Origin of the sequence: Devosia sp. Root436 (genome assembly GCF_001426345.1) — a bacterium.
Taxonomy (GTDB): Bacteria; Pseudomonadota; Alphaproteobacteria; order Rhizobiales; family Devosiaceae; genus Devosia.
In genome coordinates this window covers 184698-201417 of the sequence record NZ_LMEM01000001.1, presented here as the reverse complement: position 1 = coordinate 201417, position 16720 = coordinate 184698, and the positions used below count along the sequence as shown (strand labels likewise).

Here is a 16720-nt window from a genome sequence, read left to right as displayed (position 1 = left end):
ACCGCTTGTCACCCTCGGGCTTGCCCGAGGGTGACAAGCGGTGAGTATTCAAACACTTGCGAGCAATACCGGACTCTTCTTGCCAAGGTGCCTTTTGTCTGCCGGCTTCGCCATTTTGCATTCTCACAGACCTGTGACAGGCTTGTCATGTTGCGAGTCCATTTTCAGGAGAGAGGCGAATGGCTTTTGACGGCGTAGGTTGGCTGGCAGCCATCATCATCGGCGGCTTAGCCGGGTGGTTGGCCAGCATGTTCATGAATGCCGGCGGCGGCGTGCTCAAGAATGTCATTCTGGGTATCGTCGGCGCCATTCTGGCGAGTCTGGTCTTCGGTCTGCTGGGCATTTCGTTCGGTGGCTGGATCGGCTACCTGGTCGCCGGATTCATCGGCGCCTGTATCATCATTTTGATCGGACGCGCCGTAGCACGATGAATTGCCGGGCGGCTGCCGCAGGGTCGCCGCCCGTCTCCAGAAACGAAATCGCGCCGAGGCGTCACTTTCGGCAACGGCGTTTCGGCAATCCCACCTGCCCGTAAATTAGTCATCCGAAACAGTGCTTTACCGCTGGACCTCTGGAGCAGCGCCATTGCATCTGGCCACCAACGAATTCTCTCAATCGTTGGAAAATCGCGCCAGATGAACAAGCTTCTCGCCACCGCCGCCGCAATCGTCGCCATCGGCAGCACCCCGGCTTTCGCCCAGCCCACCGATATCCTCAACGCCTCCTATGACATCGGCCGCGAGCTGTTCGAGGCCGAGAATGCGGCCTATGCCGCTTCGGGAGCGACGCTGACGATCAACCAGTCCCATGCCGGTTCCTCGACCCAGGCTCGCGCCGTACTCGAGGGCCTGCCCGCCGACGTCGTCACCCTCAACCAGGTCACCGACATCGCCAAGCTGGTGGAAGGCGGTTTCGTCGCCGCGGACTGGGCCACCCAGTTCCCCAACAATGCCTCGCCCTTCTATTCCTTCCCCTCGTTCCTGGTGCGCGCAGGCAATCCCAAGGACATCAATGACTGGGGCGACCTGGCCGAAGACGGCGTGCAGGTGATCTTCCCCAACCCCAAGACCTCGGGCAATGGCCGCTATACCTACCTGGCCGCCCGCGCCTGGGCGGTGGAAGAATATGCCGGCGACGACGCGAAAATCGAGGAATTCCTCACCAAGCTCTTCAACAATGTGCCGGTGTTCGAGACCGGTGGCCGCGCCGCCACCACCGCCTTCACCGAGCGCCAGCTGGGCGACGTGCTCATCACCTTCGAGGCCGAAACGCTGGCCGTTGCCAACCAGCTGGGCACCGACAAGTACCTGCCGGTCACCCCTTCGGTGAGCTTCCTCTCCGAATTCCCGGTCGCCATCATCGATAAGGTCGTGGACAATCGCGGCAGCCGCGACGCGGCCAAGGCCTATCTCGACTTCCTCTACTCGCCCGAAGGCCAGGAAGTGGCAGCCGCCAACTTCCACCGCCCCAATGACGAGGCCGTCGCCGCCGCCCATGCCGCAACCTTCCCCGAAATCCGTCTGGTGACGGCCGAGGAAGCCTTCGGTGGCTGGGATGCCATCGCCGCCGAGCACTTCGCCGATGGCGGCCTGCTCGACACGGTGTTCCTCAATCAGTGATCGATCCGCTCATGGTCTCCCCACGACTGGGGAGACCCAACCTTCAGTGCGTCATTCCCGCGAAAGCAGGAATCTCCCTTCGTCCAGCAGGGGGATTCCCGCTTTTGCGGGAATGACGTCGCGGTAAGGACCACAGGATCAAGGGACGGCACGTATCGATGGCCAAGAAACGCAGCAAGCACCTGTTGCCCGGTTTCGGGCTGACGCTTGGCGTCTCCATGCTCTATCTCACCGTGATCGTCGTGCTGCCGCTGCTGGCCATGCTGCTCAAGGTGGGGGGCATGGGCTGGGCGGATTTCTGGCGCATCGTGGCGTCCAACCGCTCGCTGGCCGCTTATCGCATCACCTTCAGCTCGGCGCTGGTTGCCACCCTGTTCAATGGCGTCTTCGGCCTGCTGCTGGCCTGGGTGCTGACCCGCTACAGCTTTCCCGGCAAGCGCATGCTCGACGCGCTGGTCGACCTGCCCTTCGCTTTGCCCACCGCCGTCGCCGGCCTCGTGCTGGTAACTTTGTTCGCCGATACCGGGTGGTACGGCCAGTTCCTCGAGCCCAACGGCTTCAAGGTCAACTACACACAGGCCGGCATTATCGTCGCCATGACCTTCACCTCGATCCCCTTCGTAGTGCGCACGGTGCAGCCGGTGCTGGAGGAGTTGCAGACCGATCTCGAAGAGGTGGCCCGCACGCTCGGCGCCACCCGCTGGCAAATCTTTGCCCGCGTCATCTGGCCCACCATCCTGCCCGCCTTCATGGCCGGGTGCGTCCTGTCCTTCGCCCGCTCGCTCGGCGAATTCGGCGCCGTGGTGTTCATTGCCGGCAACCTGCCGGGCCTCACCGAAATCGTCTCGCTGCTGATCTTCATCCGGCTCGACGAGTACAATTATGAGGGCGCCGCGGCTCTGGCCTTCGTGCTGCTGCTGGCCGCCTTCCTGACGCTGCTGCTGACCAATGCCCTGCAGGCCTGGCAGGTGCGCTATGCGGAGCGGAGCCGGTGATGGCGTGGCTGAGAAGGGCATTGCCCGAAACAAACTCGGTGTCATCCCGGCGCAGGCCGGGATCCATCCTGAGGTCCATCCACGGTCACCTCTGGTTCAGTCATCTCAAGATGGATTCCGGCCTCCGCCGGAATGACATCGTGGTTGTGATTGGTTCGTGCCCATCATGACCACCAAAGCCACCACCCGCTCTCCGGCCGAAATCGCGCTGATCGCCTTCGCCTTCCTGTTTGCGGCGGCATTGCTGCTGGTTCCGCTGACCCTCATCTTCAGCTTTGCGCTGCGCGAGGGGCTGGGCGTCTATCTCGCCAATATCGCCGAGCCGACGACGCTGCATTCCATCGGCCTGACGGTGCTGACGGCTGTCGTCGTGGTGCCGGTCAATATCGTTATCGGCGTCTGCGTCGCCTGGCTGGTGAGCCGCTTCAACTTCCGCGGAAGGCAATTGCTGATCACCATTGTCGAACTGCCCGCCGCCGTCAGCCCCATCGTGGCCGGCACGGTGTATCTGTTCCTCTATGGCGGCCAGGGGCTGCTTGGCCCGGCTTTGCAGGGCGCCGGCATCCAGTTGATGTTCACCGTCACCGCCATAATCCTGGTGAGCCTTTTCGTCACCGCGCCCTTTGTCGCTCGGGAACTCATTCCGCTGATGCAGCAGCAGGGTTCCGAGGACGAGGAAGCCGCGCTCTCGCTCGGTGCCAGCGGCTGGCAGATGTTCTGGTTCGTCACGCTGCCCAATATCCGCTGGGCCATCCTCTATGGCGCCATCCTCACCAATGCCCGCGTCATGGGCGAGTTCGGGGCGGTGTCGGTGGTCTCGGGCTCGATCCGCGGCCAGACCAATACCCTGCCGCTGCAGATCAGCCAATTGTTCAACGACTTCAACGTCACAGGCGCCTTCGCCGCGTCCTCGACGCTGGCTTTCATGGCCGTGCTGACCCTGGTGCTGAAATCGGCGCTCGAAGCCAAAGGCGGCTGGCGCTAACGCGCAAATGCCTCGAAAGGATTGATCTCGGTCAGTTGGACGATCGTGGCCTCATCCACCCCGGCTGCCTGCAGCTTGGGCAGCACGCTGTCGACGAGATGCGTATAGGGCCGCGGAACGCCGCCGCCGGGCTGTGCGGGATCGAACCAGCCCATATCGTGGCTGAGCAGGAGCTGGCCAGCCAGGCCGGCCTCCAGCGCCCGCAGGATGCGGGCAACCGTCTCCTCGTCCGGCACATACCCGATATTGTCGTATTCGATCCAGGCGCCACGCGCCGCCACCGCCTTGTGCATGGCGAAATCCGGCTCGGCCTGGGTGTGGATGGAAATGAAGCGCCTGGCCGTATAGCCCTCGGCCTCGATGATATCGAGTTGATCCATCACCACGCGTCCCTTGATCGTATGGGAGCCGATGACCGCGTTGGCCGCCCGCGCCGCGCGAGCGGCCGCCCGCAGGATGCGCGCTTCGAGCGGGGTGATGCCGTCGTCGCCGGCGCTGAGCTTGATCCAGCCGGCCCGGACGCCGGTATCGTCGATCCCCTCGGTCAGTTCCTTCAGCATCCAGGCTTCGAGCTCGGCCTCGCTCGCCCGGGCGACCCAGGCGGGTATCCACGGCTCGCGATAATTGCCCGTGGGCACGACGATGGGGAAATCGGTCGCCCGCGACACGGCCAGGTCCAAATCGGCCCGCCGGCCGACGCCGCCGGTGGAACATTCGACCAGCGCGGTGACACCCTGCGCCTTGATGGCCTCGATCTGCGGCGCCATCAGCGCCACCACCTCGCGCGCATCGGCCTGGGCATAGCCCGGCTGGTCGGGCGTCCGCAGGTCGACGAAGACATGCTCATGCGGCAGGATAAGACCAAGCTGATCCTTGCACAGCGGCCCCAGCGTCGTGATCAGGTGTTTCATCGCGTCTCCCCTCGCTGCAAAGTTCCCTCGTTATACACGGCCGCGTGACGATTTTGTCTCTTGTCTCATGGCGCCGCATCGGTTGAGTTGGGATCGATGCTGGTGACCATGGAACCGCGATGACTCTTCCCCAGGCTCTTGCCTTCCTCATCATCGGCGGCATGGTGGCGGCTTTCGTCTGGGGCCGCTGGCGCTATGACGTGGTGGCCGTCGGCGCCCTGCTCATCGCCATGGCTTTCGGGGTCGTGTCGCCTGCCGCCGCCTTCAGCGGCTTTTCCGACGATATCGTCATCATCGTGGGCAGCGCGCTGGTGGTGAGTGCGGCGGTGTCGCGCTCCGGCATCATGGAAATCGCGGTGCGGCGGTTCGCGCCCAATATCAGCACCCCGCGCGCGCAACTGGTGCTGCTGGTGCTGATCGTCACAGTACTCAGCGCCTTCATCAAGAATATCGGCGCCCTGGCCATCATGATGCCCATCGCCTTCCAGATGGCACGGCGCTCCGGGGTCTCGCCCTCGATGTTCCTGATGCCGATGTCGTTCGGTGCCCTGCTGGGCGGGCTGATGACCCAGATCGGCACCTCACCCAACATCATCGTCTCCCGCGTCCGCATGGACATGACCGGCCAGGCGTTCGGCATGTTCGACTATACCCCGGTCGGGCTGGCGCTGGCCGTGGCCGGAGTTATCTACCTGGCCTTCTGCTATCGCCTGCTGCCCGAGCGCCAGCGCGAGCGCGGCGGGCTGGACAGCGCCATCGACATCAAGAACTACACCACCGAAGCTCGCGTTACCGACGAGTCCACTGCCATCGGGCTCACTGTTTCCGAATTGCAGGCTTTGGGCGATCGCCGCGCCATGGTGACGCGCATCGTCGGCGCCAATGGCCATCCGCGCACGCCCCTGCCCGATGCCAAGCTGCGGGCCGGCGACATCCTGCTGGTTTCCGGAGAGCCGGTGGCGCTCGACCAGATGGTGTCGCAGGCCGGGCTGGTCTTTTCCGAGCGCCGTGGCCCCGCCACGCGGGACGCCGCTGATTTCGGCATTATCGAAGCCGTGATCGGGGAAACCTCCGGCCTCATCGGCGCCACCGCGCAGGAGCTGACCCTGTTCGACCGTACCGGGCTCAACCTGCTGGCCGTCAGCCGCCGCGACCAGCGCTTCACCGAACGGCTCGGACAAATCCGTTTCCAGAACGGCGACGTGATCCTGTTGCAGGGCCATATCCAGCGCCTGCCCGAACTGCTGCGCGAATGGGACTGCCTGCCCCTGGTCGAGCGCGGTTTGCGGCTGGGTAGCGTCCGCAATTCCATCCTGCCGCTGGTCATCCTGCTGATCGCCATGGCGGCCACCGCGATCGGCCTCGTGCCGGTAGCTCCGGCCTTCTTTGCCGCGGCCGTCGCCATGGTCGTCAGCCGCTCCGTGCCGATCCGCGAGGTCTATGGGCATCTCGACGCGCCCATCCTGGTCATGCTGGCCTGCCTGATCCCGGTATCGGATTCTTTGCGCACCACCGGCGGCACCGACCTGATCGCCGGCTTCCTGTCGATGACGGCCGCCACCTTGCCCGGCTGGGGCGCGCTGGCGCTCATCATGGTCGTGGCCATGGCGGTGACGCCCTTCCTCAACAATGCCGCCACCGTGCTGGTCATGGCGCCCATCGCCGCCACCTTCGCCACCGAGCTGGGCTACGCGCCCGAAGCCTTCCTGCTGGCAGTGGCCATCGGGGCCGGCTGCGATTTCCTGACGCCGATCGGGCATCAATGCAACACGCTGGTCATGGGTCCGGGCGGCTACAAATTCGGCGATTACTGGCGATTGGGCGCGCCGCTTTCGATCCTGGTCGTCCTCGTCGCCGTCCCCATGCTCATGCTTGTCTGGCCATTCTAGATGCACGCGACCCACACCATCTCCCTGCCCGGCCGCCCGCCGCTGCTTCTCGGCCAGAGGCCGCTGGTTATGGGTATTCTCAATGTCACGCCGGACAGTTTTTCCGATGGCGGCCAGCATAACCGCGTCGCTGGCGCCCTCGCCCATGTCCGCCAGATGCTGGCCGAGGGTGCCGATATCATCGATATCGGCGGCGAAAGCACCCGGCCCGGCGCCGCGCCGGTGGGCGTGCAGGAGGAACTGGACCGCGTCATGCCTGTTATCGATGCGCTGATCGCCGAAGGCATCACCGCGCCCATTTCCATCGACACCTACAAGCCCCTGGTCGCCGACCAGGCCATCCAGGCAGGCGCCAGCATCATCAACGACGTGCATGGCCTGCAAGGTGCGCCGGAAATGGCCGAGGTCGCGGCCCTGCATGGCGCCCCGGTCATCGTCATGCACTGGGACAATGCGCGCGACCCGGCCGCGCCGTTTATCGGCGCGGTGATGGACTACCTGGCGCGCAGCATCGCCATCGCCGAACGCGCGGGGCTGCATCGCGACCGCCTCATCCTCGATCCCGGCTTCGGCTTCGGCAAGTCCCTGGCCGAGAACTACCAGCTGCTCGACAGGCTGGCGGAACTGCAAGCGCTGGGCTTGCCCCTGCTGGTGGGCACCTCGCGCAAATCGATGATCGGCAAGCTGCTCGACAACCAGCCGGAGGAGCGCCTGGCCGGCACCATCGCCACCACGGTCCTGGGCTATATCAAGGGCGGCCACATTTTCCGGGTCCACGACGTCCGCGCCGCCAGCGATGCTCTTCGCGTGGCGCAGGCAACACTGTATGGTCCGCCCGAAAACCGGGGGTAGCAGATGACCGAATCCTTTTCAGGCGACCGTATCATCTTGAGAGACCTGGGCTTTTACGGCTATCACGGCGTCTTTGCCGAGGAAGCCCGGCTCGGCCAGCGATTCTTCATCGACCTTGAAATCGGGCTCGACCTCTCCGCGCCGGCCAAGACCGACCGGCTCAGCACCGGCACCTCCTATGGCGATGTCTACGATGTGGTGAAGACCGCTTTCGAGGGCAAGCGCACCAAGCTGCTGGAAGCACTCGGCCAGAACATCATCGACGCGATCTTCGCGGCGTTCCAGAGCGTCGACTGGGTCATCATCCGCATCCGCAAGCCCGAGGCGCCGATTGCCATGGTGCGCGGCGAGGCGGCGGTGGAGCTGCACCGGCGGCGGCAATGAAGGCCTGGCTGAGCCTCGGCGCCAATATCGGCGATCCCCCGGCCCAGCTCGCCGAGGCGATCCGGCGCATCGGGGCGCATGAAGCCATCAGCGTCACCAGGCAGTCCGCGGTGCTGGCCACCAAGCCCTGGGGCAAGACCGACCAACCCGATTTCGCCAACCAGGCGTTGGAGGTGGAGACCCGCCTCGAACCCATTGCGCTGCTCGATGTCATTCTGGGCATCGAGCTGGATATGGGGCGGGTGCGCGAGGAGGTCTGGGGCCCGCGGATCATCGATATCGACATGATCGCCTATGACCGCGTCGAAATGCAGACACCCCGCCTGACCCTGCCCCATCCCTATGCGCATGAACGCGACTTCGTGCTGGTGCCACTGCGGGAGATCGATGCGGATGTGGCGAACTGGATCGTGGGGCGGAAGCCACCTCTCCCCTGAGGGAACAGATCACGCCCGAAACGCGTCCAGCACGGCCACCGCAATATCGAACTCGACCCGGCGGCGGGAACGCCGTTCGGCGGCTTCCTCGTCCTCGCCCCATTGCGCGATCTGGTAATCCTCGTCGACATGGGCGGCCTTCCACACCTGGTCGGGCGAAAAAAGCTTGTTCCACAATCCAATAGCGAGAAGTCCTGAACCGGTGAGACCGGTAATGGACACCAGCGCCGTCATGGTCAGCAGGTTTTCGCCAACCAGCGAATCCGCCAGCCTGTCGAGCGTGGCCTTGGGCTGGGATTGGTGGAGGATACCCATGGTCGGCTGGAAGCTGACGCCGAAATGGCGGGCCAGGGCGGTGAGCGCATTGTCCCAGGCCAGTTCCTGCTCGGACACCAGTTCCTGCGGGCTTTCGGCGCGATAGAGCATCAGGTCAGTGCCGGCGAACTTGATGACCTCCTCGCGGAAGGCCGGGATCATGTCTTCGCCGCTTTCGATGGCCGAATTGACCAGGCGCACCATTGGCATGGTGGCCGGATCGATGAATTCGCCCTGCCCCGTCCATTCCGCCGCCATGGCCGTGGCAATCGAGGCAGCCGGCACCACGACCGGCAGCTTCCGGCCCGGCGTGCGCACCGGGCGGCCATCCAGCGTAACGACGAAGCCACCATCGACCGGGCCAGCCGCGACATCCTTATAGAACCGCTTGGGCAGCTCGACCCTGTTGAGATGCTGGGCCCGGCCATAGCCGTCATCAAGGTGTTTCTGGATATCGTCGAGCTGGTCGCGCATGGCTTCAGTCCAGGAGTTGTCGCACCGCGCCGGCAAGCTGGTCGTAGCGGTCGATCATGGTGGTGGCGCCGGCGGCGATGAGTTCGCGCGGCTCGTGATAGCCCCAGGTGACGCCGACGGTCTTGCAGCCGGCCGCGACGCCCATCTCGATATCGAATGTGGTGTCGCCGATCATCACCGTCTCGGCCGGCGTGGCGCCGGTTTCCCGCATGGCGGTTTCCAGCATGCCCGGATGGGGCTTGGAGGGATTGTGGTCGGGCGTCTGCAGGGTGACGAAATGACCGGACAGGTCATGGTGCATCAGAATGCGATGAACGCCGGTCAGGGGCTTGCCGGTGGCAATCCCCAGCACCGTATCGGGCCGCGCATGCAGGGCATGGAGAGCCTCAAGCGCGCCCGGAAACAGCCCTTCGCGATTACCGTGGGTAAGCAGCGAGGCGCGGTAATGCACGCGATACCCCTCGACAAGCTGGTCGATCAGCACCTGATCGTCCGTATGCGCCAGCCTGGCCATGGCCAGCGGCAGCGAAAGGCCGATGACACGGCGCGACTGGGCGGGACTGGGCGCATCCAGCCCGCGGCCGGCGAAAGTGGCCGCCATATGCTCGGAAATCAGCGCCTGGGTGTCGATCAGCGTGCCGTCCATGTCGAAGACGACCAGCTTCATGCCCCATCCTCCGGGTCGCCGCTGACATCGTAGCGGTCGGGGTCGAAACCCAGGGCCTCGAAGCTGGCGCGCATATGCGGCGGCAGCGGCGCGGAAATATCGAGCTTCTTGCCGCTGCGCAGCGGGATGGCGATGCGCCGGGCATGGAGGTGCAGCCCCTCGCTGAGGCCCGGCGCGCCCTGCCAGTTCTCGATGTTGAAATAGCGCGGATCGCCGATAATGGGCGTACCGAGCTGGGCCATGTGCACGCGGAGCTGGTGCGTGCGGCCGGTGACCGGCTTCAGGGTGACCCAGGCGAAACGCCGGCTGGCCGTGTCGGTGGTCGAATAATAGCTCATCGAATGCTGCGCGCCGGGCGTGCCGTTCTTGACCACCACCATCTGCTCGCCATCGGCCGTGCTCTGGCGGGCGAGGAAGCACGAGATTTCGCCCTGTTGCGGATGCGGATTGCCGGCGACGATGGCCCAATAGATCTTGCGGGCCGAGCGCGAGCGGAAGACCGTGCCGAAATGGCTGGCGGCAGCCTTGGTCTTGGCGACGACCAAGCACCCGGACGTGTCGCGGTCGAGCCGATGCACCAGGCGCGGCGGCTCGCCCTTCTTGTTGGGCAGGCTCTTGAGCAGGCCATCCATGTGCCGCTTGGTGCCGCTGCCGCCCTGCACGGCCAGTCCATGCGGCTTGTTGAACACGTAGATATCGTCGTCCTCATAGAGGATCAGGTCGCGCAGGAACTGCGCGTCGGCCTCGTTGAGCTTGACCGGCTTGACCGCGTCGGCATCGTCGATGGGCGGAATACGCACCGTCTGCCCGGCGGAAACGCGCGTGCTGGTGGTCACCTTGGCCTTGTCGACCTTGACCTCGCCATTGCGGATCAGCTTCTGCAGGCGGCCGAAGCCGAGCTGGGGGAAGTGATGGGCAAACCAGCGATCGAGACGCATCCCGTCTTCATCGCCATCCACCTGCCGCTGTTGAACGCCACTCATGCCACGCCTCGGGTCACCAAAAGCCCGAGATAAAGCCCAATGAGGCAGAGCACAACCGACAACAGCACATAGCCGGCAGCCTGCCACAGCTCACCGCGCTCGATCAGCACGATCGCATCGAGCGAAAAGGAAGAAAACGTCGTGAAGCCACCGAGAATGCCTACGGCAACGAAGAGACGGGCATCGGCCTGCCAGGCAGGCAGCAGGCGGGCCATGAGGCCGACGAACAGGCCCATGGCGAGCGAGCCCAGGATGTTGATGAGCAGCGTGGCCAACGGAAAGCTCATGGGCCAGAGACGGCCGATGACGAGGGAGAAGCCATAGCGCGACATGGCGCCCAGGGCGCCGCCGGCGCCGACGAGGAGGAAGGGGTACATGGGTGACACTATAGCTGATCTGATTTGGGCATTGAAGCAGGGGCCTTTCTCCTTCTCCCCTTGAGGGAGAAGGGCCCCGAAGGGCGGATGAGGGTCCTGCGCCATCCCCGGACATTGAAGCATGGGGCGGCGCAGCACCCCTCACCCTGGCCTTCCGCTGAACGCGCCAGGCTATCCCTCGCCACGCTTGGCCGCTCGCAATCGCTCGAAATAGTCCACGCGCTTCTTCAAATCGCGCTCGAAACCCCGTTCCACCGGCTCGTAGAATTTCTGCCGGCCGATCTTTTCCGGGAAATATTCCTGCCCGGAAAACGCCTCGGGCGTGTCGTGGTCGTAGATATAACCCTCGCCATAGCCGCTCCCCTTCATCAGCTTGGTGGGTGCGTTGAGGATGACCATCGGCGGCATGGGTGAGCCAGTGGATTTGGCGAGGCTCACGGCACCCTTGTAGGCGGTGTAGACGGCGTTCGACTTGGGGGCGAGCGCCAGGTAGACCACCACCTGCGCCAGCGACAGCTCGCCCTCGGGGGAGCCCAGCATCTGGTAGGCGTCGCGTGCCGCGACCGCCATCTGCAAAGCCTGCGGATCGGCGAGGCCGATATCCTCGGAGGCCATGCGGATGAGGCGCCGGGCGAGGAAAAGCGGGTCCTCGCCCGCATCGAGCATGCGGGCGAAATAGTAGAGCGCGGCATCGGGGTCGGAGCCGCGGATGGTCTTGTGCAGGGCCGAAATGAGATTGTAGTGGCCGTCCTGCGCCTTGTCGTAAATGGGGGCCCTGCGCTGCACTACGGTTAGCAGACTGTTAGCATCGAGTGTCTCATCTGACCGCGCCGAGGCGAGAATTTCCTCCACCAGGCCAAGCAAAGCCCGGCCGTCGCCATCGGCGAGGCCCAGCAAAGTATCGCGTGCTTCCGGCGTGAGCGGGAGGTTTGAACCGACCAGGGTCTCGGCGCGCTGCAGCAGCAATTCGAGATCTTCGCGCTTCAGCGACTCGAACCGCAGCACCTGGCTGCGCGACAGCAGCGCCGCATTGAGCTCGAAGGAGGGATTCTCCGTGGTCGCGCCGACCAGGATGATAGTCCCGTCTTCCATGACGGGGAGAAAACTATCCTGCTGGGCCCGGTTGAAGCGGTGGATTTCATCGACGAAGAGCAGCGTGCGATGCCCGGACAGGCGCTCGAAGCGCGCCTTCTCGAACACCTTCTTGAGATCGGCAACACCCGAGAAGATGGCCGATATCTGCTCGAACCGCACATCGATCTGCTCGGCCAGCAGCCGCGCCACCGTGGTCTTGCCGGTGCCGGGCGGCCCCCACAGGATCAGCGAGCCAAGCCGGCCCGACGCAATCATGCGGCGCAGCGTGCCGTCAGGGCCGAGCAGGTGGCCCTGGCCGATGACCTCATCGAGCGAGCGCGGCCGCAACTGGTCGGCCAGCGGGCGGGCGCGGTCGGTTTCGGATGAATCGGCGGGGAAGAGATCGGACATGGGTGGGTTTTAGCCCATTGGGGGCGGCCGTGCCACGCCCTCGTGGTTCGAGGCTCGCGAAGGGCTCGCACCTCACCATGAGGGCTGCTATGAGCCCGGTGTATCAGCCCCTCATGGTGAGGCGGGAGCGCAGCCACCCTCGAACCACGAGGGCGTGGCACCGTCACCCGCTCACAATGCTCCGGCTCACCCGTCCATCCCGCTGCAGGATGATCTGCCAGGTGCGCACGCTCTTGCTGGCCGTGTCGGCAAAGGCACCGGCGGTGTCCATCGGAATGTCGTTGAGGGCGAGGATGATGTCATCGACGCGCAGACCCATGGCCTCGGCGGGCGAGCCGGGCTCGATGGCGGTGACGATGACCCCCTTGGCGTCATAGGGCAGGTCCTTGGCCTCGGCGAGGGCCGCATCGAGCTGGCGAACGCTGGCGCCGGCGAAGCGTGACCTGCCGGTAATGGTGGCCAGCATGTCGTCCCCCGCCACCGGAGCCGGCTCCACGGTGAAGGAAATCACCTCCGTCGCGCCGCTGCGCAGCCGCTCCAGGTTGGTGGACTGGCCAATGGGCTTGGTGGCGAGGCGGAAGTTGAAGGCGCTGGGGTCGTCCACCGCCACGCCATCGACGCTGAGGATCACGTCGCCTGCCGCAAAGCCGGCGCGGGCGGCCGGACCGTCGGGGGCCACTTCGGCGATGAGCGCGCCATGCGGCGCAACCATGCCGAGACTGGCGGCGATATCGGAATTGACCGCCTGCATCTTGGCGCCGAACCACGGGCGGACGATTTCGCCGCCACTGACGCCCGCATCTGCCACCAGCCGCGCCATGTTGGCGGGAATGGCAAAGCCGATGCCGACAGAGCCGCCGCTCTGCGAATAGATGGCGGTATTGATGCCGACCAGGTGCCCGTCGAGATCGACCAGCGCGCCCCCCGAATTGCCTGGATTGATCGCCGCGTCGGTCTGGATGAAGAATTCGTAGTCGCTGCTTTCGACGCCGGTACGGGCCAGGGCCGAGACGATGCCCGACGTCACCGTCTGCCCGACGCCGAAGGGATTGCCGATGGCCAGCACCAGGTCGCCCACCAGCAGCGCATCGGAATCGGCGAAGGTGATGGCAGGGAAGTTCACATCGCCCGGCTGGCGCACACGCAGCACGGCCAGGTCGGTCTGCGCATCCTCGATGACCACATCGACGGCAAATTCCCGGCCATCGGACAGGGCAATGCGAACGTCGGTGGCGCCTTCGATGACGTGGCGGTTCGTGAGGATCACCCCGCCGGCATCGACGATGACGCCCGAGCCCAGCGCATGGGATTCCTGCGGCCGGCTCTGGAACTGGCCTTCTCCGAAAAAGCGCGAAAAGAACGGGTCGCTGGCAAAAGGCGACACCGCCTGCTGCTCGATGCGGGTGGCATAGACATTGACCACCGAGGGCGCTACGGCGCGCACCACCGGCGCGAAGCTGAGCTTGATCTGGGCATCGCTCTCGGGGATCTGGCGGGGCTCGGCGGGCGCGGCCACCTGGGCCACGCTGGGGGCATTGAAGGGAGAGAATGCCAGCGTGCCGCCGATGGCCAGAACCATCACCGCACCACTCGCCAGCCAAAGTGTACGCATCGTCATCGAACCAACCTCGCCCCAGCTTCGTTCAGGTCAGCCAAACGCCCGGATTCTGTCATGAAAATGGCATGGAGGGGCCGCAACAAATTGAGACCAAATTATCGTTTGCGCCTGAGGGTGCATGGTCCTATATGCAGCGCTCATTTTCCTGAATTTCCAGCCCCGAAAGGCCAGTCGTCGATGACCACCGAGCCGAAACACGTTTACCCGAACACCTCTGCGCTGATCGCGGCGGAAGCCCCAGATTTTCCGGCTTTCCTGTTCTCCGAACGTGAGTTCCACAGGGCGGTCAAGGTGTTCAAGAAGGGCTTCGACGGGCTGCTGACCTATGCAGTCAAGTGCAACCCCTCCCCGCACATCATCGCGCAGCTGCATCAAGAAGGTTTGAAGGCCTTCGACGTGGCCTCCAATACCGAAATGGAACTGGTGCGCGACCATGCGCCCGGCGCGGTGATGCACTACAACAACCCGATCAAGAACAAGCGCGAGATCGAGCGGGCCTATGAGGAATTCGGCGTCCGCAGCTTCACCATCGACCACCCCCAGCAGCTCGACCAGCTCGCCGCTGTCGTGTCGCCCAGCCGCGACGTGGAAGTGACCACCCGCTTCAAGGCCGGCAAGGCGCTCAAATCCTATGATTTCGGCATCAAATTCGGCGTGATGGAACAGGGCGCGGCCGAGATCGTCACCATGGTCGACCAGATGGGCTATACGCCCAGCCTGTGCTTCCATGTCGGCAGCCAGTGCGAAGACGCCTATGCCTATGAGCGCCATATCGCGGCCGCCGCGCGCATCGTCGAAGAAAGCAATATCGAGTTGAAGCGCCTCAATATCGGTGGCGGCTACCCGGCCCCCTACCCGACTAGCGAAGCGCCGCCGATGGACTATTATTTCGAGACCATCGCGACAGCCGTCAACGACCACTTCGGCGAAAAGCGCAAGCCCGAGCTGATCATCGAGCCCGGCCGCGCCCTCGTCACCTCCTCGACCTCGCTGCTGCTGCGCGTCAAACACCAGCGCGGCGGCCAGTCGGTCTATGTCAATGACGGCGCCTATGGCAGCCTGATGGAAGTGAAATTCATGCACTTCACCCCGCCGGTTCGGGTGTGGCGCGGCGCGCGCGTGCATGACAACGATGCCCAATTCTCCGAATTCACCATCTGGGGCCCCACCTGCGACAGCTATGACGTGCTGCCCCAGGTGTTCACCCTGCCCTCCGATATCGACGAGGACGACTGGATCGAGTTCGGCCTGATGGGCGCCTATACCCAGGCCTCGCTGACCCCGTTCAACGGCTTCGACCGCCGCGACCAGTTCTGGGTCGAGGAAGTCTATACCGGCAAGGACCAGCAGCCGGAATAAGGCAGTGTTGGCCCCCTCTCCCCTTGTGGGAGAGGGGGGAAATCCGCGTTCAGCGGATTTCCGGGTGAGGGGGCTGCGCTCTCCTATGCTTCAATGCTGGTGGATGGCTCCAGCCCCCTCATCCGCCCTTCGGGCACCTTCTCCCACGAGGGGAGAAGGGGAAGAAGCCGCGGCCATCAAGAATGCAAAATGAACACCCTTGATAGGGGAGCCCGGGGGGTAGCCATGACCGACATTCCGCCGCTGGCTGCGCTGGGCCGACGCATTATGGTCCTTGGTCTGACCAATTCCGGAAAATCGACCCTGGCCGTGGCCCTGTCGGGCAAGCTGGGCATTCCTGCTGTTCACCTCGACCAGTTGCAACACCGGCCCAACACCAATTGGGAGCAGCGCCCCGAGGCCGAATTTGCCGCCCTGCACGACGCCGCTATCCTCGAGCCAGAATGGATCATCGATGGGGCCTATTCGCGGGTCATGCCACAGCGTCTGGCGCTGGCAACCGGCATCATCGTGGTGACCGACAGCCTGGCCACGCGCTATCGGCGTTATGTCGCCAGGACGCTGTTCCAGAAGGTGCGGGCCGGTGCGCTCGAGGGCGGGCAGGATCACCTCAACTGGAAGATGCTGAACTGGCTCTGGAAGACGCGCAACTCGATCGGGAAATACCAGGAACTGGCGCTCAGCTCCGGATTGCCGCATGTCTTCGCCAGCAGCAAGCAGGAGCTCGATGCGCTCTATTCCGAATGGGGCCTCACGCGGCCTTCTGCGTCGGCAGCCCGGACCGGATAACCTTAAGCCATATAAAGCGGCGACAGGCCTTAGTCGCCAGTAGCTATAGGATCGTTCTGCGCGAGCCCCAACAAATTCCATGCACCCAGATATCGATCCAGCCAACCTTTTGGATACGGTGTAGGATTGGGACGGTAAACATTGCTGTAATCAGGCACGAGGCGACGAACGTTGCTGTCCTTTCGCTGGCGACCTGATTTGCCGGGAGTAGACAGCCAAGACGCATGCGAGGTACGCAGCACCTCGGCCACAACCGCGCTAGGAACGACGTGTACGGACGGCCAAGCCTCAGGCGATTTGCCGAAATCGACAAAACAATAAAACAATCGGTCGCCAACTAACGTCTCGTGCTTTGGCCCCATATGCCAGCCACCATCCGAGCCCACTTCTCTGCGCGATTTAACCTGAATGGTGCAGAGCCTGGCGCCCGTTAAATCCGTGACGACAATATCCGTATTGGGAACCCCCTGCGGAGCCAACGCTGCGATGTACCCCCGCCGCAATAACTCGCACATGATAAAGTGCTCCCCGGCCGCACCGAGTAAACTGGTATCTGACGCCACCTTGCTCCCCCAATCTGA

At 64.2% G+C, this 16720-nt stretch carries 18 protein-coding genes; 10 read left to right on the top strand and 8 right to left on the bottom strand.

What is annotated here, in order from left to right:
- Window positions 1–179 precede the first annotated feature (179 nt).
- From ASD04_RS01095 to cysW, 4 genes are all read left to right on the top strand, one after another.
- Entirely contained in the window at window positions 180–431 is a 252-nt protein-coding gene (locus ASD04_RS01095; protein ID WP_056251301.1) for a GlsB/YeaQ/YmgE family stress response membrane protein, read from the top strand.
- Between the two features lie 204 nt (window positions 432–635).
- Window positions 636–1619, top strand: coding sequence for a sulfate ABC transporter substrate-binding protein (locus tag ASD04_RS01090; protein WP_056251298.1), 984 nt, complete (start codon window positions 636–638; stop codon window positions 1617–1619).
- 158 nt (window positions 1620–1777) lie between these two features.
- A complete protein-coding gene (cysT, locus tag ASD04_RS01085; RefSeq protein WP_056251294.1) occupies window positions 1778–2614 on the top strand; it encodes a sulfate ABC transporter permease subunit CysT in 837 nt (278 codons plus the stop codon).
- A 166-nt stretch (window positions 2615–2780) separates the two neighbouring features.
- A complete protein-coding gene (gene cysW / locus ASD04_RS01080; protein ID WP_082530897.1) occupies window positions 2781–3599 on the top strand; it encodes a sulfate ABC transporter permease subunit CysW in 819 nt (272 codons plus the stop codon).
- Here the strand turns inward: cysW and ASD04_RS01075 are convergent.
- On the bottom strand, window positions 3596–4510 hold the full coding sequence (locus tag ASD04_RS01075; RefSeq protein ID WP_056251292.1) for an esterase: 915 nt from the start codon (window positions 4508–4510) through the stop codon (window positions 3596–3598). The two genes, cysW and ASD04_RS01075, sit on opposite strands and share 4 nt — an antisense overlap.
- 119 nt (window positions 4511–4629) lie before the next feature.
- Between ASD04_RS01075 and ASD04_RS01070 the strand changes: the two genes are divergently transcribed.
- From ASD04_RS01070 to folK, 4 genes are read left to right on the top strand one after another with little or no spacing between them, the layout of a single operon-like run.
- The gene (locus tag ASD04_RS01070) at window positions 4630–6399 is read left to right on the top strand and encodes an SLC13 family permease (protein WP_056251289.1); all 1770 of its coding nucleotides are present in this window, start codon (window positions 4630–4632) and stop codon (window positions 6397–6399) included.
- The gene (gene folP / locus ASD04_RS01065) at window positions 6400–7251 is read left to right on the top strand and encodes a dihydropteroate synthase (RefSeq protein WP_056251287.1); all 852 of its coding nucleotides are present in this window, start codon (window positions 6400–6402) and stop codon (window positions 7249–7251) included. It abuts the gene before it with no gap.
- Window positions 7252–7254: 3 nt separating this feature from the next.
- Complete coding sequence (folB, locus tag ASD04_RS01060) at window positions 7255–7635, top strand: dihydroneopterin aldolase (RefSeq protein WP_056251285.1); 381 nt, start codon at window positions 7255–7257, stop codon at window positions 7633–7635.
- Window positions 7632–8072 (top strand): 2-amino-4-hydroxy-6-hydroxymethyldihydropteridine diphosphokinase, encoded by a 441-nt coding sequence (folK, locus tag ASD04_RS01055; protein WP_056251281.1) that lies wholly within the window; start codon window positions 7632–7634, stop codon window positions 8070–8072. The genes folB and folK overlap by 4 nt, the downstream gene beginning before the upstream one ends.
- A 9-nt stretch (window positions 8073–8081) precedes the next feature.
- Here folK and ASD04_RS01050 read toward each other — a convergent pair whose 3' ends face one another.
- The 6 genes from ASD04_RS01050 to ASD04_RS01025 form a co-directional block, all read right to left on the bottom strand.
- Window positions 8082–8861 carry an ATP12 family protein gene (locus tag ASD04_RS01050; RefSeq protein WP_056251278.1) on the bottom strand — a complete coding sequence of 260 codons (780 nt, stop codon included), beginning with the start codon at window positions 8859–8861 and terminating at the stop codon, window positions 8082–8084.
- Between the two features lie 4 nt (window positions 8862–8865).
- Complete coding sequence (locus ASD04_RS01045) at window positions 8866–9528, bottom strand: HAD-IA family hydrolase (protein ID WP_056251276.1); 663 nt, start codon at window positions 9526–9528, stop codon at window positions 8866–8868.
- Entirely contained in the window at window positions 9525–10511 is a 987-nt protein-coding gene (locus ASD04_RS01040) for an RluA family pseudouridine synthase (protein ID WP_056251274.1), read from the bottom strand. Before ASD04_RS01040 ends, ASD04_RS01045 begins: the two co-directional genes overlap by 4 nt.
- The gene (gene crcB, locus ASD04_RS01035) at window positions 10508–10888 is read right to left on the bottom strand and encodes a fluoride efflux transporter CrcB (RefSeq protein WP_056251271.1); all 381 of its coding nucleotides are present in this window, start codon (window positions 10886–10888) and stop codon (window positions 10508–10510) included. Before crcB ends, ASD04_RS01040 begins: the two co-directional genes overlap by 4 nt.
- Before the next feature lie 171 nt (window positions 10889–11059).
- On the bottom strand, window positions 11060–12373 hold the full coding sequence (locus tag ASD04_RS01030; RefSeq protein WP_056251269.1) for a replication-associated recombination protein A: 1314 nt from the start codon (window positions 12371–12373) through the stop codon (window positions 11060–11062).
- A 163-nt stretch (window positions 12374–12536) separates the two neighbouring features.
- A complete protein-coding gene (locus ASD04_RS01025) occupies window positions 12537–13991 on the bottom strand; it encodes a Do family serine endopeptidase (protein ID WP_244488217.1) in 1455 nt (484 codons plus the stop codon).
- A 177-nt stretch (window positions 13992–14168) separates the two neighbouring features.
- On the opposite strand from ASD04_RS01025, the gene ASD04_RS01020 reads away from it, so the two are divergent.
- Both ASD04_RS01020 and ASD04_RS01015 read left to right on the top strand, forming a co-directional pair.
- Window positions 14169–15350, top strand: coding sequence for a hypothetical protein (locus ASD04_RS01020; RefSeq protein WP_056251266.1), 1182 nt, complete (start codon window positions 14169–14171; stop codon window positions 15348–15350).
- Between the two features lie 225 nt (window positions 15351–15575).
- Window positions 15576–16139 carry an AAA family ATPase gene (locus ASD04_RS01015; RefSeq protein WP_244488216.1) on the top strand — a complete coding sequence of 188 codons (564 nt, stop codon included), beginning with the start codon at window positions 15576–15578 and terminating at the stop codon, window positions 16137–16139.
- Between the two features lie 29 nt (window positions 16140–16168).
- On the opposite strand, the gene ASD04_RS19000 is transcribed toward ASD04_RS01015, so the two are convergent.
- Window positions 16169–16702, bottom strand: a complete 534-nt coding sequence (locus tag ASD04_RS19000; protein WP_156461086.1) for a hypothetical protein — start codon at window positions 16700–16702, stop codon at window positions 16169–16171.
- Window positions 16703–16720 lie beyond the last annotated feature (18 nt).

Coding starts and splice junctions, on each gene's coding strand:
- ASD04_RS01095 (WP_056251301.1), top strand. CDS start 180: ATGGCTTTTGACGGCGTAGGTTGGCTGGCAGCCATCATCATCGGCGGC.
- ASD04_RS01090 (WP_056251298.1), top strand. CDS start 636: ATGAACAAGCTTCTCGCCACCGCCGCCGCAATCGTCGCCATCGGCAGC.
- cysT (WP_056251294.1), top strand. CDS start 1,778: ATGGCCAAGAAACGCAGCAAGCACCTGTTGCCCGGTTTCGGGCTGACG.
- cysW (WP_082530897.1), top strand. CDS start 2,781: ATGACCACCAAAGCCACCACCCGCTCTCCGGCCGAAATCGCGCTGATC.
- ASD04_RS01075 (WP_056251292.1), bottom strand. CDS start 4,510: ATGAAACACCTGATCACGACGCTGGGGCCGCTGTGCAAGGATCAGCTT.
- ASD04_RS01070 (WP_056251289.1), top strand. CDS start 4,630: ATGACTCTTCCCCAGGCTCTTGCCTTCCTCATCATCGGCGGCATGGTG.
- folP (WP_056251287.1), top strand. CDS start 6,400: ATGCACGCGACCCACACCATCTCCCTGCCCGGCCGCCCGCCGCTGCTT.
- folB (WP_056251285.1), top strand. CDS start 7,255: ATGACCGAATCCTTTTCAGGCGACCGTATCATCTTGAGAGACCTGGGC.
- folK (WP_056251281.1), top strand. CDS start 7,632: ATGAAGGCCTGGCTGAGCCTCGGCGCCAATATCGGCGATCCCCCGGCC.
- ASD04_RS01050 (WP_056251278.1), bottom strand. CDS start 8,861: ATGCGCGACCAGCTCGACGATATCCAGAAACACCTTGATGACGGCTAT.
- ASD04_RS01045 (WP_056251276.1), bottom strand. CDS start 9,528: ATGAAGCTGGTCGTCTTCGACATGGACGGCACGCTGATCGACACCCAG.
- ASD04_RS01040 (WP_056251274.1), bottom strand. CDS start 10,511: ATGAGTGGCGTTCAACAGCGGCAGGTGGATGGCGATGAAGACGGGATG.
- crcB (WP_056251271.1), bottom strand. CDS start 10,888: ATGTACCCCTTCCTCCTCGTCGGCGCCGGCGGCGCCCTGGGCGCCATG.
- ASD04_RS01030 (WP_056251269.1), bottom strand. CDS start 12,373: ATGTCCGATCTCTTCCCCGCCGATTCATCCGAAACCGACCGCGCCCGC.
- ASD04_RS01025 (WP_244488217.1), bottom strand. CDS start 13,991: ATGACGATGCGTACACTTTGGCTGGCGAGTGGTGCGGTGATGGTTCTG.
- ASD04_RS01020 (WP_056251266.1), top strand. CDS start 14,169: ATGACCACCGAGCCGAAACACGTTTACCCGAACACCTCTGCGCTGATC.
- ASD04_RS01015 (WP_244488216.1), top strand. CDS start 15,576: ATGACCGACATTCCGCCGCTGGCTGCGCTGGGCCGACGCATTATGGTC.